This is a genomic window from Pseudomonas marginalis, from assembly GCF_900105325.1.
GTDB classification, from domain to species: domain Bacteria; phylum Pseudomonadota; class Gammaproteobacteria; order Pseudomonadales; family Pseudomonadaceae; genus Aquipseudomonas; species Aquipseudomonas marginalis.
Genome location: NZ_FNSU01000001.1, coordinates 421,562 through 447,143 on the forward strand (window position 1 = coordinate 421,562; position 25,582 = coordinate 447,143).

Annotated in this window: 23 protein-coding genes; 6 read left to right on the plus strand and 17 right to left on the minus strand. The window is 62.0% G+C overall.

The features are described from left to right. Positions 1 to 42: 42 nt before the first annotated feature. The 6 genes from BLW22_RS02115 to BLW22_RS02140 form a co-directional block, all read right to left on the minus strand. Positions 43 to 1,536: a sensor domain-containing diguanylate cyclase gene (locus tag BLW22_RS02115; RefSeq protein ID WP_074843930.1), complete on the minus strand. Its 1,494-nt coding sequence runs from the start codon at positions 1,534 to 1,536 to the stop codon at positions 43 to 45. A gap of 86 nt (positions 1,537 to 1,622) precedes the next feature. After that, positions 1,623 to 2,951: an OprD family porin gene (locus tag BLW22_RS02120; protein WP_074843932.1), complete on the minus strand. Its 1,329-nt coding sequence runs from the start codon at positions 2,949 to 2,951 to the stop codon at positions 1,623 to 1,625. Between the two features lie 287 nt (positions 2,952 to 3,238). Further along, positions 3,239 to 4,603, minus strand: coding sequence for a heavy metal sensor histidine kinase (locus BLW22_RS02125; RefSeq protein WP_074843934.1), 1,365 nt, complete (start codon positions 4,601 to 4,603; stop codon positions 3,239 to 3,241). After that, positions 4,593 to 5,270, minus strand: coding sequence for a heavy metal response regulator transcription factor (locus BLW22_RS02130; RefSeq protein WP_027604753.1), 678 nt, complete (start codon positions 5,268 to 5,270; stop codon positions 4,593 to 4,595). Before BLW22_RS02130 ends, BLW22_RS02125 begins: the two co-directional genes overlap by 11 nt. 31 nt (positions 5,271 to 5,301) lie before the next feature. Beyond that, complete coding sequence (locus BLW22_RS02135) at positions 5,302 to 8,397, minus strand: multidrug efflux RND transporter permease subunit (protein WP_074843935.1); 3,096 nt, start codon at positions 8,395 to 8,397, stop codon at positions 5,302 to 5,304. After that, entirely contained in the window at positions 8,394 to 9,560 is a 1,167-nt protein-coding gene (locus tag BLW22_RS02140) for an efflux RND transporter periplasmic adaptor subunit (protein WP_065924249.1), read from the minus strand. The genes BLW22_RS02135 and BLW22_RS02140 overlap by 4 nt, the downstream gene beginning before the upstream one ends. Before the next feature lie 213 nt (positions 9,561 to 9,773). Here BLW22_RS02140 and BLW22_RS02145 point away from each other — a divergent pair, with 213 nt between their 5' ends. Both BLW22_RS02145 and BLW22_RS02150 read left to right on the plus strand, forming a co-directional pair. Further along, entirely contained in the window at positions 9,774 to 10,007 is a 234-nt protein-coding gene (locus BLW22_RS02145) for a hypothetical protein (RefSeq protein ID WP_027604750.1), read from the plus strand. Between the two features lie 166 nt (positions 10,008 to 10,173). Then, positions 10,174 to 10,956, plus strand: coding sequence for a transporter substrate-binding domain-containing protein (locus tag BLW22_RS02150; protein WP_065924248.1), 783 nt, complete (start codon positions 10,174 to 10,176; stop codon positions 10,954 to 10,956). Between the two features lie 30 nt (positions 10,957 to 10,986). Here BLW22_RS02150 and BLW22_RS02155 read toward each other — a convergent pair whose 3' ends face one another. The 5 genes from BLW22_RS02155 to BLW22_RS02175 form a co-directional block, all read right to left on the minus strand. After that, positions 10,987 to 11,730 carry a YkgJ family cysteine cluster protein gene (locus BLW22_RS02155; protein WP_074843937.1) on the minus strand — a complete coding sequence of 248 codons (744 nt, stop codon included), beginning with the start codon at positions 11,728 to 11,730 and terminating at the stop codon, positions 10,987 to 10,989. A gap of 108 nt (positions 11,731 to 11,838) precedes the next feature. Then, a complete protein-coding gene (locus tag BLW22_RS02160) occupies positions 11,839 to 12,321 on the minus strand; it encodes a GNAT family N-acetyltransferase (RefSeq protein ID WP_074843939.1) in 483 nt (160 codons plus the stop codon). A 3-nt stretch (positions 12,322 to 12,324) separates the two neighbouring features. Further along, entirely contained in the window at positions 12,325 to 13,227 is a 903-nt protein-coding gene (locus tag BLW22_RS02165; RefSeq protein ID WP_027604746.1) for a chemotaxis protein CheV, read from the minus strand. Between the two features lie 99 nt (positions 13,228 to 13,326). Beyond that, on the minus strand, positions 13,327 to 14,301 hold the full coding sequence (locus tag BLW22_RS02170) for a 2-hydroxyacid dehydrogenase (protein ID WP_065924245.1): 975 nt from the start codon (positions 14,299 to 14,301) through the stop codon (positions 13,327 to 13,329). Between the two features lie 112 nt (positions 14,302 to 14,413). Next, on the minus strand, positions 14,414 to 15,382 hold the full coding sequence (locus tag BLW22_RS02175; protein ID WP_027604744.1) for a LysR family transcriptional regulator: 969 nt from the start codon (positions 15,380 to 15,382) through the stop codon (positions 14,414 to 14,416). 183 nt (positions 15,383 to 15,565) lie between these two features. On the opposite strand from BLW22_RS02175, the gene BLW22_RS02180 reads away from it, so the two are divergent. From BLW22_RS02180 to BLW22_RS02195, 4 genes are read left to right on the plus strand one after another with little or no spacing between them, the layout of a single operon-like run. Beyond that, positions 15,566 to 17,101 carry an efflux transporter outer membrane subunit gene (locus BLW22_RS02180; RefSeq protein ID WP_074843941.1) on the plus strand — a complete coding sequence of 512 codons (1,536 nt, stop codon included), beginning with the start codon at positions 15,566 to 15,568 and terminating at the stop codon, positions 17,099 to 17,101. 26 nt (positions 17,102 to 17,127) lie between these two features. Continuing rightward, a complete protein-coding gene (locus BLW22_RS02185; RefSeq protein WP_074843943.1) occupies positions 17,128 to 19,305 on the plus strand; it encodes an FUSC family protein in 2,178 nt (725 codons plus the stop codon). Beyond that, a complete protein-coding gene (locus BLW22_RS02190) occupies positions 19,295 to 19,495 on the plus strand; it encodes a DUF1656 domain-containing protein (RefSeq protein WP_027604741.1) in 201 nt (66 codons plus the stop codon). Before BLW22_RS02185 ends, BLW22_RS02190 begins: the two co-directional genes overlap by 11 nt. Positions 19,496 to 19,505: 10 nt before the next feature. After that, positions 19,506 to 20,366: an efflux RND transporter periplasmic adaptor subunit gene (locus BLW22_RS02195; RefSeq protein WP_074843945.1), complete on the plus strand. Its 861-nt coding sequence runs from the start codon at positions 19,506 to 19,508 to the stop codon at positions 20,364 to 20,366. 127 nt (positions 20,367 to 20,493) lie between these two features. On the opposite strand, the gene BLW22_RS02200 is transcribed toward BLW22_RS02195, so the two are convergent. From BLW22_RS02200 to BLW22_RS02225, 6 genes are all read right to left on the minus strand, one after another. Further along, the gene (locus tag BLW22_RS02200; RefSeq protein WP_235865552.1) at positions 20,494 to 20,949 is read right to left on the minus strand and encodes a hypothetical protein; all 456 of its coding nucleotides are present in this window, start codon (positions 20,947 to 20,949) and stop codon (positions 20,494 to 20,496) included. Continuing rightward, positions 20,939 to 21,865 carry an Ssp4 family T6SS effector gene (locus BLW22_RS02205; RefSeq protein WP_083221296.1) on the minus strand — a complete coding sequence of 309 codons (927 nt, stop codon included), beginning with the start codon at positions 21,863 to 21,865 and terminating at the stop codon, positions 20,939 to 20,941. Before BLW22_RS02205 ends, BLW22_RS02200 begins: the two co-directional genes overlap by 11 nt. Before the next feature lie 105 nt (positions 21,866 to 21,970). Next, entirely contained in the window at positions 21,971 to 22,372 is a 402-nt protein-coding gene (locus tag BLW22_RS02210; RefSeq protein WP_074843947.1) for a DUF4440 domain-containing protein, read from the minus strand. Next, on the minus strand, positions 22,373 to 23,185 hold the full coding sequence (locus BLW22_RS02215) for an SDR family oxidoreductase (protein ID WP_074843949.1): 813 nt from the start codon (positions 23,183 to 23,185) through the stop codon (positions 22,373 to 22,375). It lies immediately after the preceding gene. Positions 23,186 to 23,199: 14 nt separating this feature from the next. Then, positions 23,200 to 23,664, minus strand: a complete 465-nt coding sequence (locus BLW22_RS02220; protein WP_074843951.1) for a multidrug transporter — start codon at positions 23,662 to 23,664, stop codon at positions 23,200 to 23,202. Positions 23,665 to 24,045: 381 nt separating this feature from the next. Next, a complete protein-coding gene (locus BLW22_RS02225; RefSeq protein ID WP_027604735.1) occupies positions 24,046 to 25,497 on the minus strand; it encodes a mannose-1-phosphate guanylyltransferase/mannose-6-phosphate isomerase in 1,452 nt (483 codons plus the stop codon). Between the last annotated feature and the right edge of the window lie 85 nt (positions 25,498 to 25,582).

Sequence of the window (25,582 nt, forward strand, 5' to 3'; positions counted from 1 at the left end):
GGCGCGCCTCCCTCGTTCCCATGCGCAGCGTGGGGGCGATCATCACCCCTCACTGGCATCCACAATCCGATTGCGCCCCGTGTGCTTGGCCTCATACAACGCGCGGTCCGCACTGAGCAGCAAGGCCTCCAGGGACATCCGGCTGCGCTTGTCCCGGGTGCTCATGCCGATGCTCGCCGTGATCGGCTGCTCATCCCCCGCCACCCGCGGCAAATGTTCGATGCTGCTGCGGATATGCTCGGCGATGACCCACGCGCCCTTGGCGTCCGTATTGGGCAGTACAACCGCGAACTCCTCGCCGCCGTAACGCGCCGCGAGGTCGGCAGGACGGCGGATATTGCTGTTGATCACCTGGGCCACCGTACGCAGTGCTGCATCGCCACCATGATGGCCGTGGCGGTCGTTGAAGGCTTTGAAGTGGTCCACGTCGATCATCAGCACGGTCAGTGGTTCGAGCGAACGTTGCGCGCGGTCCCATTCAAGGCGCAGGCGTTCGTCGAGGATGCGGCGGTTGGCCAGGCCGGTCAGGGCGTCGGTGGCTGCCAGTTCTGACAGTACGCGCTCTGCGCGATAACGGCGGCGCAGTTCCCGGCGCAGCATCCAGGTCAGCCATAACAAGCCGATACACAGGATGCCCGTGGCGCCACTGGTCAGCAGTGCGGCGCGCTTCCAGGGGGCGAATACATCTTCACTGGACAGGGCTACTACCACGATCAGCGGCAGGTCTCCGACATTGGTGAAGGTGTACAGGCGCTCCTTGCCGCTGATGGCAGAGATGGCCTGGAAGCTGCCACTGCCTTCGCGCAGCATGCGCTTGAAGTTAGGACGTTCGCTCAGGTCCTTGTCGATCATGTCGCGCTCCAGCAGCGGTTGCTGGGCGAGCAAAATGCCTCGGTTGCTCAGCAGGTTGACGCTGCTGCCGTTGCCGATGGTGAGCGTACTGAAAAGCTGATCGAAGTACGCCAGGCGCATGGTTGCGACGGCAACGCTGGCAAATTCACCATTGGGGCCTGATACGCGCCGACTGAACGCCATGCGCCAGACCTGGTCGCAATCGCAGTGGATCTTGAACGGTCGGCTGATGAACAAACCGGCCTGGGCGTCTTTGGCATGCACCTGGAAGTAATCGCGGCTGGCAAAGTTGCGCGGGGTGGGCTGCAGGGTAGAAGAGTCCGCGATCACTGCGCCATCTGCGTCCAGCAACAGGACTTCGCCTTTGAACGGCGCAGCGGTAGACAACTCAAACTGCACCAGGTGCTGGATATTCGCCGTAACCTGGGACAGGTCATCGCGTTGCCTGGCAGCAATCAACCCCTTGAGGGCCAGGTCGTAGAGTTCGACGTTGCGCAGCACGTCGGCATTGATCAACTGCGCAATATTGGTGGTTGAGCGCGTAGCGGCCTGCAGGGTGCTGGCGTGTTCGCGGATCAGCAACGCTGCGACGATGACCACGATCAAGACAACAGTGATACCGCTGCCCAAAACCATTAACAGTTCTGGGCGTGCGGGCAGGATACGGACATGGCGTTGGCTCATCGGGCAGACTTCAGCGATGTGGATGCTGGCAGTTTAGTTCTACCCGATGAAAATTAAATACTCGGTTAAAAAGAAAGATCTACGCGTTAGAACACGTTGATCGGGTAGTCGACGATCACCCGGTATTCATCCACATCCCGGTCTACCGCCGAGTAGCCATGACTGCCGCGATTGGTCGCCCATTGCAGGCGCACGGCCAAATCCTTGGCCTTGCCACCCTGCACCACATACTTCAAATCGATATCCCGTTCCCAGTGCTTGGCGTCCTTGCCGTCAGCGCTGTACCAGGCACTGTAGCCACGGCTTTGCGGGTCGACTTTTGTCAGATCGGTCTTACCGCTGATGTAGGACACCGCCGAGGTAAGGCCAGGCATGCCGAGGCCCGCGAAGTCGTAGGCGTACTTGAGCTTCCATGAGCGCTCATTGGGGCCGTTGAAGTCCGAGTATTGCTGAGAGTTGTCCAGGTACACGCTGTCGCCCTGGCTGATGTAGTCGAACGGCGTGTTGCCGTTGACCCGCTGGTAGGCGGCGGTGACGCTGTGGTGACCCACGCCGACGGTGAGGTGCAGGCTGTAGGTGTTGTTGTCGATATCCCCGAGCAGCGACTGGCCGGTGTCCTGGGTGTGGTAGTAGTGCAGGCCCGGGTTGAGGCTGACCAGGTCGTTCAGCGCGTAGGTGTAGTCCAGGTCGTAGTAGTACTGGTGCCACACGTCCTTGAGTTCGGAAGCGTACAGGTTGCTGGTCACTCCCGGGATGCCGCTGAACGACACGCCCGCCCAATTCATGTGCTGGCTGTCAGCGTTGCTCGGCAATGCGCCATAGCTGGTGCCGATGCGTCGGTGGCCGCTCTGGTTGTAGAGCTTGGTGAAGCTGGCCTGGCCGCCTTCGAGCATCCAGCCGTCGAAACTGTGGTTGCTCAGGCTCACGCCACGGAAAGTCTGCGGCAGCATGCGCGTCATGCCGCCGGCGATCACCGGGTTGTTGAGGAACAGGTCGCCGGCCTTCAACTCGGTATCGAAGGCGCGCATCTTCAAGGTGCCCCCTGCGGTGGAAAACGAACCGGGCGCTTTGCCGCTGCCGTCAGTGCTGCCGTAGGGAAGGATGCTGGAACCGTCGGTGCCGCCACCGCCGTCGAGCTTGAGGCCGAGCATGGCGTGGGCGTCCAGGCCGAAGCCGACGGTGCCCTGTGTGTAGCCGGATTCGAAGGTGCCTATAAAACCCTGGCCCCATTCCTTGCTGTCATCGGTGTGGATGTCGCGACGGTCGCGGTTCATGTAGTAGTTGCGGGTGTTGATGTTGAGGTGCGAGCCTTCGACGAATCCGTCGGCGGGGGTGGTGTCTGCCGCGTGGGCAAGGGGAACGATCGTTGCTGCAATCGCGAGGAATAACGGGGTGAACGTCAGCGAGTTCTTCACCGGTGGAGCTCCTTTGGTCAATCGAAAACGGCCAGTGTCGTGGGGGTGTGCCTGGCCTTTTTTTAGCGCAAAAAAAAGCCGCTGAAGTCAGCGGCTTTAAGACAGATTCCCAGTGTAGAGCCCTGGAAATAAGTCGAGGGAAATTCGGGTAAGCGGGTCAGCTGTCTTTGCCGTCGCGCTCATCGATGCGTCAAAGTAACGCAGGCGAGCGCTGCGATACAGAGTGTAACAAGATAATGACTGTTGCCAAAACAGCAACAGTGATGCTGGGGCCATGGGGGAGATGTCTAGACCGGCAGAGTGATGCCAAAGGTATTGCCGCTGACATCGCTGCGCACGAACACATCACCGCCGTGCATCAAGGCAATCGCCTTGACGATGGCCAGCCCCAAACCGTGATTCGCCCCGCTGTTACTGCGCGACGCATCCACTCGATAGAAACGTTCGAACAGCCGGGGCAGGTGTTCGCTGGCAATCACATCGCCAGGGTTGGTCACGCCGATGGCTACCTGATGCTCCAGCACGTCGATGTTCACGTCGATCACCTGCCCGGGCGCGGTGTGCTGCACCGCATTGCTCAGCAGGTTGATCAGCGCGCGGCGCAGGTGGGCTTTTTCGATCTGTACCTGGGCGTCGCCGTGGACCTGCACCCGGACCTGGGCGTCTTCGAGGATGAAGTCCAGGTAGTCGAGGGTGGTGGCTACCTCGTCGGCCAATGAGCTTTCAATCAGCTTGGTGGCCTTGCTGCCCTGGTCGGCGCTGGCGAGGAACAGCATGTCGTTGATGATCGAGCGCAGGCGTTCCAATTCCTCGAGGTTGGATTGCAGCACCTCGAAATAATGCTCGGCCGAACGCCCGCGCGTCAGGGCGACCTGGGTCTGGCCGATCAGGTTGGTGAGCGGTGAGCGCAGTTCGTGGGCGACGTCGGCGTTGAACGACTCCAGGCGCGAGTAGGCCTGTTCCACGCGGTCCAGCGTGGAGTTGAACGAGTTGACGAACTGGCTCAGCTCCGGCGGCAGCGGTGACAGTTGCAGGCGCCCGGAGAGCTTCGGCGGCGCCAGCTTCTGTGCTTCATCCGAGAGTTTGCCCAGCGGCTTGAGGCCAATGCGCGACACCCAGAACCCCAGCAGCGCCGCCAGCGCCACGCCGACCAGCGCCAGGCTGACCAGTGCCACCAGCAGATGGTGCTGGGTCGCGCGGAAGTTCTCAGTGTCGATGGCGATCATGAAACGCAGCGGCGGGCGTTGGTCCTTGGCCGGGAACTGGCTCACCAGCACTTTGAACGGGTATTCGCGCCCCGGCAGGTGCAGGTCGCGCTTGCCCGTCGGGCCTTCGGCGAAGGTGCGGATCCGCGCATCGGGGTTGCCGTACTCGTAGTTCGGATCGCTGCTGACGACCCAGAAGCGGATACGCTTGTCTTCCTCACCCAATAATTTGAGCTTGGCTTGAATCTTCACCCAATGGTCCGGCGTGCCGAAGCGGTTCACAGAGGATTCCAACACGCTGTAGCGCGCATCCAGCTCCGCCCCTGGCAGCAAGCCCAGGCTGCGATCCACCTGCTGATACAGCGCGCCGCCGATCAACAGGAATATCAGCGCCGCCACCAGGGTGAACATGCTGCTGAGGCGCAGCGCAATGGAATTAGCCGACACTGCGATTCTCCAGCACATAACCCATGCCGCGAATGGTGTGCAGCAGCTTGTGTTCGAACGGCCCGTCAAGCTTGGCGCGCAGGCGCTTGATCGCCACTTCCACGACGTTGGCGTCACTGTCGAAATTGATGTCCCAGACCATTTCTGCAATCGAGGTCTTGGAGAGGATCTCGCCCTGGCGCCGCGCCAATACGCTGAGCAGCGAGAACTCCTTGGCGGTCAGGTCCAGGCGCACACCATTGCGGCTGGCCTTGCGGCTGATCAGGTCGATCCACAGGTCGGCAACGGTCACTTGCACCGGCTCGTGGCCGCCGCTGCGGCGGGTCAGGGCTTGCAGGCGCGCCACCAGTTCGAGGAAGGAAAACGGTTTGCCAAGATAATCGTCGGCGCCTTCGCGCAGGCCGCGGATACGGTCTTCCACGCGCTCGCGGGCGGTCAGCATGATCACCGGTGTCTGTTTGCGCGCACGCAACGCCCTCAGCACGCCAAAGCCATCGAGGCCGGGCAGCATCACGTCGAGCACGATCACCGCGTAATCGTTCTCCAGCGCCAGGTGCAGGCCCTCGACGCCCTCGCGCGCCACATCGACGGCGTAGCCTTGCTCCGTCAGGCCTCGGTGCAGGTAATCGGCGGTTTTTTCTTCATCTTCAACAATCAGTACGCGCATGAGCCTTTTGCTCCAGGGCGGTGCCTTGGCCTCAGTGTGTGGTCGCCAGCTCGGCACCTGGCTTGGGCCGGTGGAAAAATTTCTCAAGGTACAAGTATATGACCGGTGTGGTGAACAGCGTCAGCGCCTGGCTCACCAGCAAGCCGCCGACCACCGCGATGCCCAGGGGCTGGCGCATTTCCGCGCCAGGGCCAGCGCCGAGCATCAACGGTACCGCGCCCAGCAGAGCGGCGAGGGTGGTCATGATGATCGGCCGGAACCGCGTGATGCAGGCTTCATAGATTGCCTCTTCCGGCGGCAGCCCGCGTACCCGCTGGGCGTCCAGGGCGAAGTCGATCATCAGGATGCCGTTCTTCTTCACGATGCCGATCAGCAGCACCAGGCCGATCAGCGCCATGATCGAAAAGTCCTGGCCCATCAGCGACAGCATGATCAGCGCGCCCAGCCCCGCCGAGGGCAAGGTGGAGATAATCGTCAGCGGGTGCACGAAGCTCTCATACAACACACCCAGAATGATGTAGACAGCCACCAGCGCCGCGAGGATCAGCCAGGGCTGGCTGGCCAGCGAACTCTGGAACGCCTGGGCCGCGCCCTGGAAGTTGCCGATGATGGTGGTTGGCATGCCGATTTCATTCTTGGCCTGGTTGAGCATGATCACCGCGTCACCCAGCGCCACACCGGGTGCCAGGTTGAACGACAGGTTGGCGGCGGGGAACATGCCGTCATGGCTGATGGACAAGGGCCCCACGGTCGGCGCGTCGACCTTGGCCACTGCCGACAACGGCACCATCTCATTGGTCAGTGGCGAGCGCAGGTAGAAGTAGTTCAGGCTTTCGGCCTTGCCGCGCTGTTGACTGTCCAGCTCCAGCACCACCTGGTATTGGTTGATCTCGGTCTGGAACTCGTTGATCTGGCGCTGGCCGAAGGCGTCGTAGAGCGCCTGGTCGACATCGGTGGCGGTCAGCCCAAAGCGCGCGGCGGCCTGGCGGTCGATGCTGATATGGGTGATGCTGCCGCCCAGTTGCAGATCGTTGGACAGGTCGCGAAACGCCGGGTTGGCGCGCAGTTTTTCGGTCAGGCGCTGGGTCCAGGTGTTGAGTGTCGGGCCATCGTTGCTCTTGAGTACGTACTGGTACTGGGCGCGGCTGGGGCCGGAGCTGAGGTTGATGTCCTGCCCCGCGCGCAGGTACAGCACGATGCCCGGCACTTTCGCCAGCTTGGGCCGGATGCGGTCGATGAACTGGCTGGCGGACACGTCGCGATCACCGCGGTCTTTCAAGGCGATCCAGAAGCGCCCGTTGGCGATGGTCTGGTTGCTGCCGGTCACGCCCACCGAGTGGGAAAACGCCTGCACCGCCGGGTCATCCTTGACGATCTCAGCCAGGGCCTTGTGCTTGGCGACCATGTCCGGGTATGACACATCGGCCGCCGCTTCGCTGGTGCCGAGCACAAAACCGGTGTCCTGTACCGGAAAGAAGCCCTTGGGGATAAACACGTAGCCGGCCACGGCCAGGGCCAGGGTCACCACGAATAGCGCGGCCATGCTGCGCTGATGGGCCAGCGCGCGGCGCAGGTTGCGCGCATAGCCGGCCAGCAGGCGTTCGCTGAAGCCGGGTTTGTCGTGGGCCGGATGGGTCGGGGCGTGCATGAACAGCGCGGCCAATGTCGGTGCCAGGGTCAAGGAGACCACCACCGAAATCAGGATGGTCGAAGTGGCCGTCAGCGCGAATTCCTTGAACAGCCGTCCGACCACACCGCCCATGAACAGCAGCGGAATAAACGCCGCCACCAGCGAGAAGCTGATGGACACCACGGTAAAGCCAATCTCGCCGGCGCCCTTGATCGCCGCTTCGCGCTTGTCGAGCCCGGCTTCGAGGTGGCGGTGAATGTTTTCCACCACCACGATGGCATCGTCGACCACAAAGCCCACGGCGATCACGATCGCCACCAGGGTCAGGTTGTTCAGGCTGAAGCCCATCAGGTACATCAGGGCAAAACTGGCGACCAGCGACACGCCGAGCACGCTGGACACAATCAGCGTCGCCGACAACTGGCGCAGGAACAGCGCCATCACCGCCACCACCAGCAGGATGGCGATCAGCAGGGTGACTTCCACTTCATGCAGGGACGCGCGGATGGTCTTGGTGCGGTCAGACAATACGCTGACCTGCACCGAGGCCGGCAGCATGCCTTGCAGGCGCGGCAGTTCGGCCTGGATGCGGTCTACGGTCTCGACAATGTTGGCGCCGGGCTGGCGCGAGATCACCAGATTGACGCCCGGCGTGTCGCCGGACCAGGCCTGCACGTAGGCGTTTTCCGAACCGTTGATGACTTTGGCGATATCGCGCAGTTGAACGGGGGCGCCATCCTTGTAGGACACGATCAGTTGGGCGTAGTCCTCCGGGTGAAACAGTTGGTCGTTGGTCGACAGGGTCGACACGCTGTTCTCGCCGTAGATCGCACCCTTGGCCAGGTTGAGGCTCGATTGCTGGATGGCCAGGCGGATATCGGCCAGGGTCAGGCCGATGGCCGCGAGTTTGTCGGGGGAAGCCTGCACGCGGATCGCCGGGCGCTGCTGGCCGGTAATGTTGATCTGGCCGACGCCGTCGATCTGGCTGATCTGCCGCGCCAGCAGGGTTTCCACATAGTCGCTCAACTCGGTGCTGGGCATGCTGTCGGAGCTGACACTGAGGATCAGCACCGGGCTGTCCGCCGGGTTGACCTTCTTCCAGGTGGGCAGGCTCGGCATGTCGCTGGGCAGCTTGCCGGATGCGGTGTTGATCGCTGCCTGCACTTCCTGCGCGGCGGTGTCGATGCTCTTGTCGAGGGTGAATTGCAGGGTCAACAGGCTTGAGCCCAAGGCACTGCTGGAGGTCATCTGGGTCATGCCGGGAATGGCACTGAACTGCACTTCCAGCGGCGTCGCCACCGAGGAGGCCATGGTGTCCGGGCTGGCGCCAGGCAGTTGTGCCGTGACCTGGATCGTCGGAAATTCCGCCTCCGGCAGTGGCGCGATGGCCAGGCGCGGGAAGGCAATGATCCCGAGCAGCACCAGGGCAAACGTCAGCAGCAGGGTGGCGACCGGGTGGTCGACGCACCAGGCCGAGGGCGACCGGCTGCCGTTCATGGCTGCACCTTGGCGTCGACGGTCTGGATCACCTGCGGTGGCTCCTTGAGCACCTCCACCTGGGCACCGGCCTTGAGCCGCGACTGGCCATCACTGACCAGTACATCACCGGCCTGCACGCCCTTGATAATGTTGACGTCGCTGTTCTGATAGGTGACTTGCACCGGCACCACATCGACCTTGTCACCGTTGACCCGGTACACGAAGTGCGAATCCAGGCCGCGTTGCACCACGGTCGGCGGCACCACCAAGGCATTTTTGTCGAGGGCGGTCTGGATCTTGATGGTCACCAGTTGCCCCGGCCACAGGCGTTGCGAGGCATTGTTGAACTCGGCCTTGGCGCGCAGGGTACCGGTGGTGGAGCTGATCTGGTTATCGATCAGGCTCAAGTGGCCTTCGCCGAGCAGGTCTCCGGTCTGGCCGTCGGTGTCGGCACCCAGGTAGGCGTCGACGCTGGCCTTGGCAGGCGCTGCGATCAGGCCTTGCAGGGTCGGCAGCATCTGTTGCGGCAAAGAGAACTCAACGGCAATCGGGTCGATCTGGGTCACGGAGAACAGGCCCTGGGTATCGCTGGTGCGCAGGAAGTTGCCTTCATCCACATTGCGAATACCGACGCGGCCACTGACCGGTGAGCGAATCTGGGTGTAGGACAGCTGGACCTGGGCTGCATCGATGTTGGCCTGGTTACCTTGGACGGTGGCCTTGAGTTGGTTGACCAGGGCTTGTTGCTGGTCGTAGGTCTGCTTGGACACGCCGTCGTCGACGCTCAATTCCTTGTAGCGCTTGAGGTTGACCAGCGCCACCTGCAACTGCGCCTGGCTCTCGCCCAGTTGCGCCCTGGCCTGGTCGAGGCTGGCGCGGATCGAGCGATCATCGATTCTGGCCAGCAAGTCGCCGGCCTTGACCCACTGGCCTTCCTTGACCGGCAATTGGGTGAGAATGCCGTCGACCTGCGGGCGAATGACCACACTGTGCAGGGACAGCACCGTGCCGATGCCGCTGACAAAGCGTGGAATGTCCTGCTGCGCTACGCTCACCACCCGCACCGGGATCGCGGTGGGTGCCGTCAGTCTGGCCTTGGCTGGCCGGGTCAGCGCCCAGGCTGCAACCGCCACGACCACGAGTACACCCACGATCAGGGCAGTTTTTCGTTGAATGTGCATGGGTGAGGCGCCGGGGCAAAGGATGGGGAGAGTGAGCGGTCTTTATAGCCCTTCAACCCGGTCAGCACGGTGACGGCTAACTGACAGCGCTGTCAGCAAACTCCGACCATTCGTACCGGTGGTGGTTAAAGATCTGAAGCTCGCAGGTATACTGCGCGCCAGTGTGGCCCGCAAGCCGGCCCCGCATCATTTTTTGCACGCCCCGGAGCTTTCATGACTTCCCCGACACAACCCCCTGTTGAAGCGACCGACATCGTCGATCCGGCCAGCGCCGAAGGCGTTGAAAAAGCCGAGATCCCGGCGTTCAAGTTTCCGTTCAAGCCGGGTGAGTTGGCTGGGGCCAGGAATGCGGCCCAACCGTGGTACAAAAACGGCGCCAAGAACGGCCATACCAAGTCGCCAGGCATGGCACCGCCGGGTACTCGTCGTTCGATGGGTAAACGCTGAGATTAACAAGTCGCACATCGTGTCGATTATTGCCTACAGCCTCTGCTGAAATTTCTGATTGTAGGCCTACGACCGTTTCTTGAAAGCTTGCACAGCCTTTGCTCTGCCCCTGTGATTTCAGGGGGAAGCAGGGCGATGCTGGTCTTTCCGGAAAAGGACGTCTCCCTTGGCTCTGATACACATCTGTGTAGTGTTTGCCCTGTTGCTTGCGGCGGATGTCTCTGCGGCCGATGATCCACCGCTGCGTGAAATCCGTTTCGCCGTTGCTGCACAGTTCCCCCCGTTCCAGAGCCGCGACCCGCAAGGGCAGTTGGTCGGCTTGAATATCGAGTTGGGCAACGCCCTGTGCGTGCAGTTGAATGCACGCTGCATCTGGGTCGACCAGGTGCTTGCCGAAGATTTCATCTCCCTTGAAGCCAGGAAATTCGACGCGATCATGGGGATGGCGCCGACGTCGCAACGGCAACGCTGGGTGGGCTTCACCGATAACCTCTACCCCTTCACCACGCGCCTGGTGGCCCGTCGCATGTCCAACTTGCAGCCGCGGGTAAAGTCGCTCAAGGGCAAGCGTGTCGGCGTGTTGCTGGGAAGTAACCGTGAGGCTTTTGCCCGCTCGATGTGGGCGCCAAATGGCGTCATCGTCAAGAGCTTCTGGCTCAACAATGAATTAGTCAGCAGCCTTAAAGCCGGCGAGATTGATGCGACCCTGCAAGGCACGGTAGAAATTCGTGAAGCCTTGCTCGACACCGAAGACGGCCACGATTTCGACTTCGTCGGCCCTGCCATTTCGTCCGAGCTTTTGGGCGATGGTGTGGCCATCGCAGTGCGCAAACCTGACACCGCATTGCGCAACGAACTCAACTGCGCCCTTGAACAACTGAAGCAGAGCGGCGAGTACCAGCGGATCATCCAGCCCTACCGCCTTGACGCCGTTCCTGCCGAGCACTGATCGACCGCCGCACGAGGCGGCCTTTAAGGTCTACGCCGCCCGCAGCGAGATAAACGCATAGTTGGCCGGCACCTCGGTGGCAATCTGCGCCCCGGCATCCAGCATCTGCTCGGCGATGTCCATCCCCGAGACATGAAACACCCACTCACTGGCCACGGACGGCTGGTCCACCGCCAGCTCAATCGCCTGGGCAAACGCGCTCATGTCCGGCAGGTACGCGGTAAATCCATCGCCCTTGAGCGCCGTGGTGCGAATGCCGAGCAAGGCGCACACCGCCTCCTTGGTCTGCACGTCGTCTCGGTCGGCCTGGCGCGAGCGTTGGATCAGCTCCACCAGTTCCTGGTCCATCAATTCACCCCCGACGATCAACGCCGGGCCCTGTTCCCAGGATTCCGGCGGGCAATCCTTGGCGGCGGGGTTGAGCGGGATATGGGGGTTGATCTCCATCGGGTAGATGCGGCACACCAACGGGCGGCGCTCGTAGATGCGGCATAGGTTGTCTGCGTCAAGATTCCGGCAGCGCCCGGCGTTGTAGGCGGCAAAGGTGATTGCCACAAACGCCTCGGTGTTGCCGCTGGGCACCACCACCGAACGGCGCTCGGCATGTTCGCGCTGCTGCTGAGGCAGGCCCAGGCCATTGCTCAGGAAACCCTCCACCAGAACGATGACGTTACCGCCGTCAGCCGCCCATTGGCGGGCTTCCTGGAGGGTCAGGGGGACGTGGTGATCGCTGCAGCATTTGCCGCAACCGACGCAGGAAAAATGGGTGTTCATGGCGGATCTGTCACCAGGCTAGGTCAGAGGGCACACAGGAACAGTGACGGGTTTTTACCTCTATCCACCGTTGTGCTGCTCTGGAAGCAAGTTATGCGCCAGCGCCTGTCAGTCCTCGGCGACCACATCCCGCAGCACAAAGACCATGCCCGCGCTTTCGTACAGTTGCCGGGCGCGCAGGTTGCTCTCCAGTACCTTGAGGTCGACATAGGGTTCGCCACGCTGCTTGAACACCTGGAAGCAGTGCAGCAGCAACGCGCGGCCCAAGCCTTGGCCTTGAGCGCAAGGATGCACGGACAGGTTCTTGATAAACGCGCTGGTCCAGCACTGCGCCACGCCGAGAATGCCATCGCCGTTGCTGGCCACCAGACACAGCGTGGGATCGAATTCGGCATCGCTGACGAACAGATGCTGCCAGGCGTGCAGATGAGGAACGCGGCCTCCCCCTTGCTCCTGGGTCATGCGCAGCACCGCATGGATCGCCGGGGCCAGCTCGTCGCGGTAATGATCCAACTGCGTATGGGCCGGCCATTGAGGTGCAGGCAGGCTGCCGGTGAGGTCGCGGCGCAGCAGTTGGAAATGCTCCGCCACCGGTTACAGCCCCTGTTGCGCCACGGTCTGGGCGGCGACCACCAGGCATTTGGTCAGTTCGGGCGAGGAGAACTTGGTCAGCACTGCGTTGGCACCGGCCAGGCGCGCCTTTTCGCTGTTCATCGCGCTGTCCAGGGAGGTATGCAGCAGCACGTAGAGATCCTGGAAGTCCGGGGTTTCACGCAGGGTGCGGGTCAGGGCATAACCGTCCATTTCGGACATCTCGATGTCCGACACCACCACATTGATCTGCGCGGCGGTGCCTTGCAGCTCCAGCAGCACATCGATGGCTTCCTTGGCGCTGCGCGCGGTGTGGCAGGTCAGGCCGAGGTTGCGCAGGGTGTGTACCGACTGCTGCAGGGCGACCTGGCTGTCATCCACCACCAGGATCCGCGCATTGCCGAGCACTTCCGCCTCTTCCATGGTCAGGTCGGTAGGCGCCGCTTCAATCGGTGCCGGGGCGATGCCGTGGATGACTTTTTCGATGTCCAGCACCTGCACCAGGCCGCCTTCCACTTGGGTTACCCCGGTGATAAACGCGCGGTTGCCGCCGGAGCCGTAGGGTGGTGGACGAATATCGGTGGTCAGGCAGTGCACGATCTTGCTGACGGCCTGCACATGCAGGCCCTGCTTGGAACGGCTCACGTCGGTGACGATCAGGCAGCCTCCGTTCGGGTCTTCCAGGGGCATTTCCCCCAGGGCGCGACTCAGGTCGATCACCGCCAACGAATTGCCACGCAGGGTGGCGATGCCTTTGACGTGGGGATGAGACTCCGGCAGCTTGGTCAGCGGCGGGCAAGGGATGATCTCGCTGACTTTCAGCAGGTTGATGGCCATCAGCTTGCCGCTGCGCAAGGTAAAGAGCAGAAGCGAGAGTGAGTCTGCGCGGGCTTTGGTGGTGGACATAAAAACCTTCTGTGGATCAGGGATGACGAACTTCTATTGAAGGTTATCGACTCGGGAGAGCCAGGCTTTAACCCGATTTTTTGTCGGGTTGGGCCCGTGTCAGCCCTTCCACACCTGCGGGTTCACCAGGTCCTGCGGGCGCTGGCCCAGCAGGGCGCTGCGCAGGTTGTCCAGCGCGCGGTTGGCCATGGCTTCGCGGGTTTCATGGGTCGCCGAACCGATATGCGGCAGGGTCACCGCGTTGCTCAGTTGGAACAGCGGCGACTCGGCCAACGGCTCCTGCTCATACACATCCAGCCCGGCACCGCGAATGGTCTGGTTTTGCAGGGCCTGGATCAGCGCCGGTTCGTCGACCACCGGACCACGGGAGATATTGATCAGAATCGCGCTGGACTTCATCAGACCCAACTCGCGGGTGCTGATCAGGTGGCGGGTCTTGTCGCTCAACGGCACCACCAGGCAGACGAAATCCGCCTCGGCCAGCAACTGGTCCAGGCTGCGCAATTGCGCGCCCAGTTCCTGTTCCAGCTTGGTCTTGCGGCTGTTGCCGCTGTACAGGATCGGCATATTGAAGCCCAGGCGCCCACGCCGGGCCACGGCCGCGCCGATATTGCCCATGCCAACGATACCGAGGGTCTTGCCATGCACGTCACAGCCAAACAGCGGCGCGCCGACGCTGGCTTTCCATTGGCCGGCCTTGGTCCAGGCGTCCAGCTCGGCCACCCGGCGCGCGCTGCTCATCAGCAGGGCGAAGGCCAGGTCGGCAGTGCTTTCGGTCAGTACGTCGGGGGTGTTGGTGAGCATGATCCCGCGCTCGTTGAAGTACGGCACATCGTAGTTGTCGTAGCCCACCGACACGCTGGACACCACCTCCAGCTTGCCCGCGCCTTCGAGCTGCGCGCGGCCCAGCTTGCGACCCACGCCGATCAAACCGTGGGCGTGAGGCAGGGCTTCATTGAATTGAGCGTTGATGTCGCCCAGCTTGGGGTTGGGCGCGATCACGTCGAAATCCTGTTGCAGGCGTTCGATCATTTGCGGGGTGACACGGCTGAAGGCGAGGACGGTCTTTTTCATTGCAGGCGGGCTCATCGACTACGGAAGAATGCCAAGCACGCTAACATTCCTGCCGGCAATTGTCAGGACACCGCCCCTCCCACATTTAAAGACGTGTATCGCCTGGTAGAAATCAGTTCGCCAGCCGTGCACCGCTGAGGCTGCCGCTCAACTCATACGCCACCAGCTCCGCCTGGTGCGCCGCCAGGATCTCCGGCAACGAACCGCGCAGGTATTCCACCCAGGTCTTGATCTTCGCATCCAGGTACTGGCGAGACGGGTAGATTGCGTACAGGTTCAGCTCCTGGGAGCGATAGGTGGGCATGACTCGCACCAATGTGCCGTTGCGCAGGCCTTCGATGGCCGCATACACCGGCAGCAGGCCGACGCCCATGCCGCTGGTGATCGCGGTTTTCATCGCGTCGGCGGAGTTGACCAGGAACGGCGACGTATTGATCGCCACGCTTTCCTGGCCTTCAGGGCCGTTGAAGGTCCACTTGTCCAACTGGATCACCGGGCTGACCAGGCGCAGGCAGGCGTGGTTGAGCAAGTCCTGGGGGCGCTGCGCACAGCCTTTGGCCTTGACGTAGTCCGGCGAGGCGCAGGCGATGCTGTAGGTGATGCCCAGGCGCTGGGAGACGAAGCCCGAGTCCGGCAGCTCGCTGGCCAGCACGATGGACACGTCGTAGCCCTCGTCCAGCAAGTCCGGCACGCGGTTGGCCAGGGTCAGGTCGAAGGTCACGTCCGGGTGGGTGCGGCGGTAGCGGGCGATCGCGTCGATGACGAAGTGCTGGCCGATACCGGTCATGGTGTGCACTTTCAGCTGTCCGGCGGGGCGGGCGTGGGCGTCGCTGGCCTCGGCCTCGGCTTCTTCGACGTAGGCCAGGATCTGCTCGCAGCGCAGCAGGTAGCGTTTACCTGCCTCGGTGAGGGCAATGCGGCGGGTGGTGCGGTTGAGCAAGCGGGTTTGCAGGTGGGCCTCAAGATTGGAGACCGCGCGCGAGACGTTGGCGGTGGTGGTGTCCAGTTGCGCGGCGGCGGCGGTGAAGCTGCCCGCTTCGGCCACGCAACTGAAGGCGCGCATGTTTTGCAAAGTGTCCATGGAGAGTTCTCAGGGGAGATGCCAAATTGTGACAGAAAGTTACGCCGTCCAGTGATCCCTACCAACGGATTATCGCTTGAACGGTAACAAAGATTCACAGGAATGCCAGCTTATCGTCCTCCATGCCGCCGCCTAGAATTGCGCCACCTCCCCCCGCAACACCACCTCAGGAATTCGTTCGCCGTGCCGCGTCGCATCAGCAGAGAGCTGAAGACTCTCATTAACCGAGCGCTGAAGGCTCTCAGTGTTTGCGCTTTATCGTTAGCAATCAGCGGCTGCATCGGAACCGGAGGAATCGCCCCCAAAGGCCAGGCCCTCAATGCCACTACCCTGGCCACCGACGAAGCGATCCGCAGCGCCGCCCAGGATGCCCATTGGCCCATCGCACAATGGTGGCAGGCCTACGGCGACCCCCAGCTCAACCGCTGGGTCGAACTCGCCACCCAAAACAGCCCGAGCATGGCGATGGCCGCCGCGCGGGTGCGGGAAGCGCGGGCCATGGCCGGGGTTGCCGAGTCGGCCGAGTCGCTGCAGATCAACGCTGATACCACCCTCAAACGCCACAATTGGCCGAAGGATCAGTTCTACGGCCCGGGGGAATTGAGCGGCGCCAACACCTGGGACAACAATGCGTCCCTGGGGTTGAGCTACGCCCTCGACCTGTGGGGCCGCGAAAGCAACGCCACCGAGCGTGCCGTCGACCTGGCCCACATGAGCGCGGCCGAAGCCCGCCAGGCCCAGCTTGAACTGCAGAACAACGTGGTGCGCGCCTATATCCAGCTGTCGTTGCATTACGCCAACCGCGATATCGTCGCGGCGACCCTGGCCCAGCAACAGCAGATCCTCGACCTGGCCAACAAACGCCTGGACGCCGGGATCGGCACCCATTTCGACGTGAGCCAGGCCGAAACGCCGCTGCCGGAAACCCATCGCCAGTTGGATGCCCTGGACGAGGAAATCGCCCTGAGCCGTAACCAGCTGGCGGCGCTTGCCGGTAAAGGCCCGGGGGAGGGGGCCACGTTGCAGCGTCCGACGCTGTCCCTTGCCGCACCACTGAAACTGCCCTCGAGCCTGCCCGCGCAATTGCTCGGCCAGCGCCCGGATGTGGTTGCCAGCCGTTGGCAGGTCGCGGCGCAAGCCCGTGGCATCGATGTCGCCCACGCCGGTTTCTACCCCAACGTCGACCTGGTCGGCAGCCTCGGCTACATGGCCACCGGCGGCGGCATGCTGGCGTTTCTCGCCGGCAAGAAATTCAACTACGGCGTCGGCCCGGCGATCAGTTTGCCGATCTTCGACGGCGGCCGCCTGCGTGCCGAGCTGGGGGAAGCCAGCGCCGGCTATGACATCGCCGTGGCGCGCTACAACCAGACCCTGGTCAATGCGCTCAAGGGCATCAGCGACCAGTTGATTCGCCGTGAATCCATGGACAAACAAGCAGCATTTGCGGCGCAGTCGGTGGCCTCGGCGCAGAAGACCTACGACATCGCGATGATCGCCTACCAGCGCGGCCTGACCGATTACCTCAATGTACTCAATGCCCAGACCCTGCTGTTTCGCCAACAACAGGTCGAGCAGCAGGTCCAGGCCGCGCGGCTTGGCGCCCATGCCGAACTGGTGACCGCACTGGGTGGCGGTCTCGACGCCGGCAAAGACCTACCGCAGGACGCCAAGACCCTCCCGAGCAAGACCCCGGCGGCGCTTGCCATGTTTGATCACTGAATAGTTTGGTCACTGAGTAGGATTTAATGACTCCGATGCCTGCACCGCTGCGCTGGCTGCATTCCCTTGAGTGGCGCCGTGGTTTTTTCGACTGGGCACGCAGCGACGGCGTGACCTGGGTGTACATCTTCAAGGTGCTGATCGCCGCGTTCCTCACGCTGTGGCTGGCCATGCGCCTGGAGCTGCCGCAACCACGCACCGCGATGATCACCGTGTTTATCGTGATGCAACCGCAGAGCGGCCAGGTGTTCGCCAAGAGCTTCTATCGCTTCCTCGGCACCCTGGCGGGGTCGGCGGTGATGGTGGTGTTGATCGCGTTGTTTGCGCAGAACACCGAGTTGTTCCTGGGGGCGCTGGCGATCTGGGTCGGCATTTGCACCGCTGGCGCGACACGCAACCGTAACTTTCGCGCCTACGGCTTCGTGCTGGCCGGTTACACGGCAGCGATGGTCGGCCTGCCGGCCCTGGCCCATCCGGACGGCGCCTTTATGGCGGCGGTGTGGCGGGTGTTGGAAATCTCCCTGGGGATCCTGTGTTCCACCCTGGTCAGCGCGGCGATCCTGCCGCAGACCTCCAGTGCAGCGATGCGCAACGCGCTCTATCAGCGCTTTGGCGTGTTCGCGCTGTTCGTCACCGACGGCCTGCGCGGGCGCAGCCAACGTGAAGGGTTCGAGGCCAGCAACGTGCGCTTTATCGCCGAGGCCGTGGGCCTGGAAGGGCTGCGCAGCCTCACGGTGTTCGAAGACCCGCATATGCGCCGGCGCAACGGTCGGCTCAGTCGCCTCAACAGCGAGTTCATGAGCATCACCACGCGCTTCAATGCCTTGCACCAGTTGCTCGAACGCCTGCGCAGGGATTCCGCGGATCATGTGGTGGCGGCGATCAAACCGGGCCTGCAGGACCTCGCCGAAGTCCTCGACGGCTTCTCCGGCCGTGCCCTCACCAGCCCCGATGCCGCGCGCCTGGTCAACCAGCTCAGTGCCTACAAGGACAGCCTGCCTGCCAAAGTCCGCAGCCTGCGTGCGACCTTCCAGGAGGGCAACCCGAGTGAGGCCGAACAGCTGGATTTTCACACCGCTTATGAACTGCTCTACCGCTTCGTCGATGACCTGCACAACTACGCGCAAACCCATGCCTCCCTGGCCGATCACAGCCATGCACGGGAGCAATGGGACGAAACCTTCAGCCCGAAAACCAACTGGCTGGCCTGCGCCGCCTCGGGGATTCGCGCGTCGTTCATCCTGATTGTGCTGGGCAGTTACTGGGTGGCCACGGCCTGGCCCAGCGGTGCCACCATGACCTTGATCGCCGCTGCCACCGTCGGCCTGTCCGCCGCCACGCCCAACCCCAAGCGCATGGCGTTCCAGATGGCCTGCGGCACCTTGATCGGCGCGTTGGTGGGCTTTGTGGAAATGTTCTTCGTGTTCCCGTGGATCGACGGCTTCCCGCTGCTGTGCGTGATGCTCGCCCCGGTGATCATCCTCGGCGCGTTCCTCGCCTCACGCCCGCAATATGCCGGTGTGGGCGTAGGCCTGCTGATTTTCTTCAGCACCGGTTCGGTGCCGGACAACCTCACGGTCTACAACCCCTACACCTTTATCAACGACTACATCGCCATGATCATTGGCATGCTGGTATGCGCGGCGGCGGGGGCGATCATCCTGCCGCCCAACAGCCGCTGGCTGTGGCGGCGCCTGGAGCAGGACCTGCGCGAACAGGTGGTGTATGCCATCAGCGGCAAGCTCAAGGGGTTGGCGTCGAGTTTCGAAAGCCGCACCCGAGACCTCCTGCACCAGGCCTACGGCCTCGCTGTCGGCCAGCCGCAAGTGCAACGCGACCTGCTGCGCTGGATGTTCGTGGTGCTGGAAGTCGGCCACGCGATCATCGAGTTGCGCAAGGAACAGGCGATCCTGCCGGTACACCCGGCCTATGCCGAATCCCAGCCGTGGCGCCAGGCGATCCGGGTCATGGGGCGTTCGTTGGTGCGCCTGTTCCTGCAACCCAGCGCCAGCAACCTGGAGCGTGGCCTGATCGCCGTCGACCACGCGATCAGCCGCGTGCAGGCCACCGACGAACCCTTCGCCCCGCACTTCGATACCTCGGCCCTGCGCCGGGTGAAAAGCTACCTGCACTTTATCCGCACCTCGTTGCTGGACCCGCAATCACCGCTGGCGGCCCTCAAAGGAACCCCGAATGCCTCGTGAAATCGCATTCCACGGCATCTATATGCCGACCATGACCCTGATGTTCCTGATCGCGGCCGCGTTGGCCTGGGCCCTGGACCGCTTCCTGGCCGGCTTCGACCTGTACCGGTTTTTCTGGCACCCGGCGTTGCTGCGCCTGAGCCTGTTCGTTTGCCTGTTCGGCGCCCTGGCGCTGACCGTCTACCGTTGAGAATGCCCCGATGAAAAAGTTTTTCAGCCTGCTCGCGACCTTGCTGGTACTGGCTTTGGCGATCTGGATTGGCCGCACGTTGTGGGTGCACTACATGGAAACGCCGTGGACCCGCGACGGCCGCGTGCGTGCCGACATCATCAACGTCGCCGCCGACGTCACCGGCGAAGTGGTCGACGTGCCGGTGCGCGATAACCAGTTGGTGAAAAAGGGCGACCTGTTGATGCAGATCGACCCCGAGCACTACCGCATCGCGGTCAAGCAGGCGCAGTCCCTGGTCGCCTCGCGCAAGGCCACCTGGGAAATGCGCAAGGTCAACGCCCACCGCCGCGCCGACCTCGACGCCCTGGTGATCTCCAGGGAAAACCGCGACGACGCCAGCAACATCGCCGACTCGGCCCTGGCCGATTACCAGCACGCACTGGCACAACTCGAGGCGGCCGAACTCAACTTGAAACGCACCCAGGTCGTGGCAGCGGTGGACGGCTACGTCACCAACCTCAACGTGCATCGCGGCGACTATGCGCGCATCGGCGAAGCCAAGATGGCCGTGGTGGATATGAACTCGTTCTGGGTCTATGGCTTCTTCGAAGAAACCAAGCTGCCCCATGTGAACGTCGGCGACAAAGCTGACATGCAGTTGATGAGCGGCGAGACGTTGAAGGGGCACGTAGAGAGCATCTCCCGCGGCATCTACGACCGCGACAACCCGGAGAGTCGCGAGCTGATCGCCGATGTGAACCCGACCTTCAACTGGGTGCGCCTGGCCCAGCGGGTGCCGGTGCGGATTCATATTGATGAAGTGCCGGAGGGGGTGTTGTTGGCGGCGGGGATTACGTGCACGGTGATTGTCAACCAAACGCCGAACTGAAATGTGGGAGGGGGCTTGCTCCCGATCACGGTGAGTCAGTCAACGTATCAAGTGACTGATACTCCGCTATCGGGAGCAAGCCCCCTCCCACATTCGATTTTTGTTGATAGGCCGATTGGGCACCGCTTCAGGTTTGTGCGTTGGCTCTGATTTTTCGTCGACGTTTTACCCGCAGCATGCTGACGAAGCGGCGGTGGTTTCTTGTATTAAGAATCAGCAGGCAGAACAGCGATTGAAATAGTGGGAATAGTGCAAACAACGTAACTGGGTTGTTCCCCAGGTAGCCTGCCGACAGCAAGGCGTTCAAGGCCGCGACGCCTGCAAGCAGTGGCGGCCCAGAGCGAAACCCCAGCGCCACCAAGGTCAGGCCAATGCACATGGCCAGTAGCAGTGCCATGCTCGCCACGACCGCATATTCGCCAGGGAGATAATTTATTCGTGCGTAATACGACAGGCTATGTGACAGGCTGCCTGAAATACTGACTAGGTTCATTGAGATCCCCATACCCACGATAAATGCAAACCGTCGGGTGTATCGAGTTAACGTTCGGGGATCTTGCAGGGTATTGATGTCATTGTTCATGGCTGCTGAACTCTTCATAAATGCCGATAACAATAGCGTGGATGTTTCCGGACAGGCCGCTGCCGGTAACTGCCAGAGCGGCACCCACCTGATCGGAGAGTTGAATGAGAAGGTCTTGGCGTAACTGGGCATTGTTGAAGCGCTTGGGGAGTGTTCCGGCCAGCTGCTTTAGCCGAATTATTTCGCGAGGATGACTAGGGTTCTGCAGGCGCAGAACTTCGTTTGTCAGCTTTGCGCGTTCCTGGCGGCTCATGCGCCTCAAAATGTCGGTCAGGTTGCGGCCCGTCGTATTTTTGATCGTCATCACAGCCTTTACCGTGACAAACGTGGTACTGCCCGCGCCCACCAGCGAAATGCCATCCAAGGCTACGGTCATTGCCTGATACCAACTAAGGCTGTCGTAATAATCGTTTTCAGCCGGGTTGGTTAGTTCTTTGTAGGTTCTCCATATGCCGTTGCCACACTGCAAAGCACTGGCAGCCGCAGCGGTGTAAGCAATGTAAGTAACTGCAAGGCTGGAACCTAAGCTGAGAGGCGCCGATGCGATACCTGCCTTGGCAACGATAATCCCGATCACAGCCCCACCACACGCTAGGGTCATCCCCGCTGCCTCGCGCCATAGCTGCGACTCGCGCGGCGAGTTTGCCATCCACTGTGCGTACTCCTCGGCAGTCATCATCGGACCTGCCACTTCCCGAAGAATCACCCGTTTGGGCCTGATACTGCACAACGGCACAAACTCACGCAGCACCGTCACCTGATAATCACTGCCGATATGCACCACACCTGCCCCGACGATGGCCGGGTCGGCGTCAATGGTTCGATAAAGTTTGGGCAGGTCCAGCAGGCTGGTCAGCCGCTGGCGAGTCGTGGTGTGCGCATCCGGCACACCGCTTCGCATAAAATCCCTTGGCATCCTTTCACCTGTGAGTAGACAGAGGTGAAAGAGCCTGGGGATAGTTTCCTTGTAATGCTGTCAGCCCATTCGCTGTTTTTTGTAGGATCCGGCTGGGCAGTTAGTTCATTGAGCTACATAGGTTTCATGCAAATGGCGCCACAACAGCGCGCCACTCGCCTGCTTCTCAAACACCACGGTGGCCCGCCGATCCGTTTGGGTGCCGCTGTTGTCCACCTGATGCTCACGATAAGTCACCGTCGCACCGCGTGCATGCCGGTCAATCCCAGCCATTTCACTCAAGGTGATTTTCAGCCCCGGACGCATTCCGCCCAGGCGCGTGAACAGCGCGTTGACCCCGGCTGCATTGACGCGTGTGCCGGTGGCGGGGGCGATCATGCTGAACTCCGGCGAGAAGCGCGCAAGCAGGTTTTGCAAGGTGCCGTCAGGCGCAACCCCAGCAAACCATTGCTCGATCTCGACGTGGGTCTGGATGACTTCTTCGAAAAAGTCGCTGTAGTCGATCATTTACAAACTCCCCTTCAAACCAAAGCGTTTTTTCAACACGCTTTCCAATAATGCTTTGGGCAACAACGCCGCCATCAACGGCAACGCCCGGCTGCCATTGCCCGAGCGTAACAGGCGTGGCGGCTTTGCCTGTTGCACGGCGTTGAGCACATCCGCTGCAAACACCGTGGCTGGCGTCGGTTTGTCCTGGGACGCTTGGCTACGTGCGCGAATGCCTTCGCGCAATGGCCACCACGGCGATTGTTCGTTGATCAATAACTCGGCCTGGGCGCCGGCGTTTTTTGCAAAGCTGGTATCGATGGCGCCGGGCTGTACTTCCATCACCCGCACGCCAAACGGCGCCAGTTCCATGCGCAGTGCATCGCTCAAGGCATGCACCGCCGCTTTGGAAGCGCAGTAAGCACCAGCAAATGGCGTGACCAGCACCCCGGAAACGCTGCCGATATTCACCACCAGGCCTTTGCGCTTGCGCAGGGCCGGGAACAGTGCCTGGGTCACGCCGACGATGGAAAATACATTGGTCTCGAACTGGCGCTGCATCGCTTCGGTGCCGCCATCGAGCAGCGGGCCCATGGCGCCGTAGCCGGCGTTGTTGATCAGCACATCGAGTTCGTCCAGGTTCGTGGCCAGGGTCTGCAGCGCAGAAGCGTCATTCACGTCCAGTAGCAAGGCATGAAAACCCGCGTTGTTGAGGGCGATCACATCGTCTTCGCGGCGGGCGCTGGTCAATACGTGGTAGCCGGCGACCTTGAAGGCATCGGCCAACGCGCGGCCGATGCCACTGGAGCAACCGGTGATGAGTACATTGGGCATGGGTCAATCCTTTGTCAGTCCGAGAAACTGCCTTGCAGGTGCTCGGCACGAAATTCCAGGGTTTGCGGGCGGTAGCCGGGGCGCAGCGGCGGGGTGGGCAGGCAATCGTCCCAGGTGGCGCCGGCCTGCAACTCGCCGGGGCCGCGATAGCGCGGGGCGGCGTAGACGTTATCGGCCAGGTTGACCGTGTCCCCCGGCGCATAGGCCGCGACGCGCCAGCGCAGTTCGGTGAGGGGGACGTCGTTGCCGTTGTTCAGGGTCAGCTTGAGTGGTCGGTCGGCCGGGCATTCCTGCGGGGCGTAGGTGATGCGCAGTTCCAGGCGCGCCAGTTGCGAGGCTTCGCGGTTGTCCAGCCACACCACCCACACCGCGACAAGACCCAGGCCGACGGCAGCGGCCAACGACACCGGCAATGCCTTGGCCGGGTAGCGCAGCAGGAGGATCAGCCAGGTGATGATCAGTAGAACGCCGAAGAACATGGAGACCACCTCGAGTAGGGAACGAGCATCCTAACTTAAGCGTAGGTGGGATTGGCTACCTTGAGTGCTGTGGTGGGCGTGCCGACCTCATCGTGGGCTTGCCCCCGATAAGCATAAGTATCTACACAACTTCAGTAGGATAACGCGTAGCAGCTGTCGAGCCTTGGCGAGGCTGCGTTTGCGGCGCGTCTGACACACCGCCGACGCAGCCTCGCCAAGGCTCGACAGCTGCTACGCAGGGGGCTCGGCTCAAGATGTGTAGATACTTATGCCCCGATAAGGCCCTCACCGCCAGCGCAAATCCCAAACAAAAAGCCCCCACCCAACCCACTGCGGATAGGGGACGCAATGGGCTGGGCGAGGGCTTCTTGTACGACTGTTTTACTGCGCGATAGTTTTCACCGAAACGCCACGTTCAACCGGCGTCGAGCGACCATAGATATCTTCAAACCGCTCGATATCGTCTTCGCCCAGGTAGCTGCCCGATTGCACTTCGATAATCTCCAATGGGATCTTGCCCGGGTTGCGCAGGCGGTGCACCGAGGCGATCGGGATGTAGGTGGACTGGTTCTCGCAGAGCAGGAACACGTTCTCGTCACAGGTGACTTCGGCGGTGCCGCTGACCACGATCCAGTGTTCGGCGCGGTGGTGGTGCATCTGCAGCGACAGGCACGCGCCCGGCTTGACCGAGATGTGCTTGACCTGGAAGCGGCCGCCCATGTCCACCGAGTCGTAGGAGCCCCACGGACGATAGACTTCGCAGTGGTTCTGGGTTTCGCTGCGGCCCTGTTCGTTGAGGGTGTTGACCATCTGCTTGACACCCTGGACCTTGTCCTTGTGGGCAATCATCATCGCGTCCTTGGTTTCCACCACGACGATGTTTTCCAGGCCGATCACCGATACCAGCTTGCCGTTGCCGTGGATCATGCAGTTCTTGCTGTCCTGAATCACCACGTCGCCCTTGGTGACGTTGCCGTTGGCGTCTTTATCGTTGACCGCCCACAGCGAAGCCCAGCAACCCACGTCGCTCCAGCCGGCGCTCAACGGCACCACGCAGGCGCGCTGGGTTTTTTCCATCACGGCGTAGTCGATGGAGTTGTCCGGGCAGCAGGCGAAGGTGGCTTCGTCGAAGGTCACGGTGTCGGCGTCTTGCTGGCTGCGCTCCAGGGTCAGCACGCAGGTGTCGTAGATGTCCGGATCGTGCTTTTTCAGCTCTTCCAGGAAGCGGCTGGCGCGGAACAGGAACATGCCGCTGTTCCAGAAGTAACCACCGCTTTTGACGAACTCGACGGCGCGTTTTTCATCGGGTTTTTCCACGAATTGCTGTACGCGGCTCACGCCTTCGGGCAGCAGCGAATCGTTGGTGGACTTGATGTAGCCGTAGCCGGTTTCCGGACGGGTCGCCGGCACGCCGAACAGCACCATCTCGCCACGCTCGGCGGCCACGGTGGCCAGGGCCAGGGCGCGTTGCAGGGCTTTTTGGTCGTCGATCACGTGGTCGGCCGGCAGGACCAGCATCAGTTCATCACGGCCTTCGTTGACCAGCATCATCGCGGTGAGGGCCACGGCCGGCGCGGTGTTGCGGCCGAAGGGTTCCATCAGGATGCGTTGGCACTCCAGTTTACGGTTGGCCAGTTGCTCGTTGACGATGAAGCGATGGTCCTTGTTGCAGACCACGATCGGGGAGTCCATGCCTTCGAACACCAGGCGTTCCAGGGTTTGCTGGAACAGCGTGTGCTCGCCGGTCAGGGCCAGGAATTGTTTTGGGAACTGTTTACGGGAAAGCGGCCAAAGACGTGAGCCGCTACCACCGGAAAGGATTACTGGGATCATGTGTTTCTCCTTGAATCAATTTGGGTCAGAGCTACGAAGGTTTGTCGTTTCACTCTTGTTTTTGTCTCGTGTCCGGGCCGGCCGA

Coding starts and splice junctions, on each gene's coding strand:
- BLW22_RS02135 (WP_074843935.1), bottom strand. CDS start 8,397: ATGAACGGCAGCCGGTCGCCCTCGGCCTGGTGCGTCGACCACCCGGTC.
- BLW22_RS02155 (WP_074843937.1), bottom strand. CDS start 11,730: ATGAACACCCATTTTTCCTGCGTCGGTTGCGGCAAATGCTGCAGCGAT.
- BLW22_RS02210 (WP_074843947.1), bottom strand. CDS start 22,372: ATGATCGACTACAGCGACTTTTTCGAAGAAGTCATCCAGACCCACGTC.
- BLW22_RS02170 (WP_065924245.1), bottom strand. CDS start 14,301: ATGAAAAAGACCGTCCTCGCCTTCAGCCGTGTCACCCCGCAAATGATC.
- BLW22_RS02190 (WP_027604741.1), top strand. CDS start 19,295: ATGCCTCGTGAAATCGCATTCCACGGCATCTATATGCCGACCATGACC.
- BLW22_RS02115 (WP_074843930.1), bottom strand. CDS start 1,536: ATGAGCCAACGCCATGTCCGTATCCTGCCCGCACGCCCAGAACTGTTA.
- BLW22_RS02225 (WP_027604735.1), bottom strand. CDS start 25,497: ATGATCCCAGTAATCCTTTCCGGTGGTAGCGGCTCACGTCTTTGGCCG.
- BLW22_RS02215 (WP_074843949.1), bottom strand. CDS start 23,185: ATGCCCAATGTACTCATCACCGGTTGCTCCAGTGGCATCGGCCGCGCG.
- BLW22_RS02195 (WP_074843945.1), top strand. CDS start 19,506: ATGAAAAAGTTTTTCAGCCTGCTCGCGACCTTGCTGGTACTGGCTTTG.
- BLW22_RS02140 (WP_065924249.1), bottom strand. CDS start 9,560: ATGCACATTCAACGAAAAACTGCCCTGATCGTGGGTGTACTCGTGGTC.
- BLW22_RS02205 (WP_083221296.1), bottom strand. CDS start 21,865: ATGCCAAGGGATTTTATGCGAAGCGGTGTGCCGGATGCGCACACCACG.
- BLW22_RS02175 (WP_027604744.1), bottom strand. CDS start 15,382: ATGGACACTTTGCAAAACATGCGCGCCTTCAGTTGCGTGGCCGAAGCG.
- BLW22_RS02165 (WP_027604746.1), bottom strand. CDS start 13,227: ATGTCCACCACCAAAGCCCGCGCAGACTCACTCTCGCTTCTGCTCTTT.
- BLW22_RS02145 (WP_027604750.1), top strand. CDS start 9,774: ATGACTTCCCCGACACAACCCCCTGTTGAAGCGACCGACATCGTCGAT.
- BLW22_RS02220 (WP_074843951.1), bottom strand. CDS start 23,664: ATGTTCTTCGGCGTTCTACTGATCATCACCTGGCTGATCCTCCTGCTG.
- BLW22_RS02200 (WP_235865552.1), bottom strand. CDS start 20,949: ATGAACAATGACATCAATACCCTGCAAGATCCCCGAACGTTAACTCGA.
- BLW22_RS02130 (WP_027604753.1), bottom strand. CDS start 5,270: ATGCGCGTACTGATTGTTGAAGATGAAGAAAAAACCGCCGATTACCTG.
- BLW22_RS02185 (WP_074843943.1), top strand. CDS start 17,128: ATGACTCCGATGCCTGCACCGCTGCGCTGGCTGCATTCCCTTGAGTGG.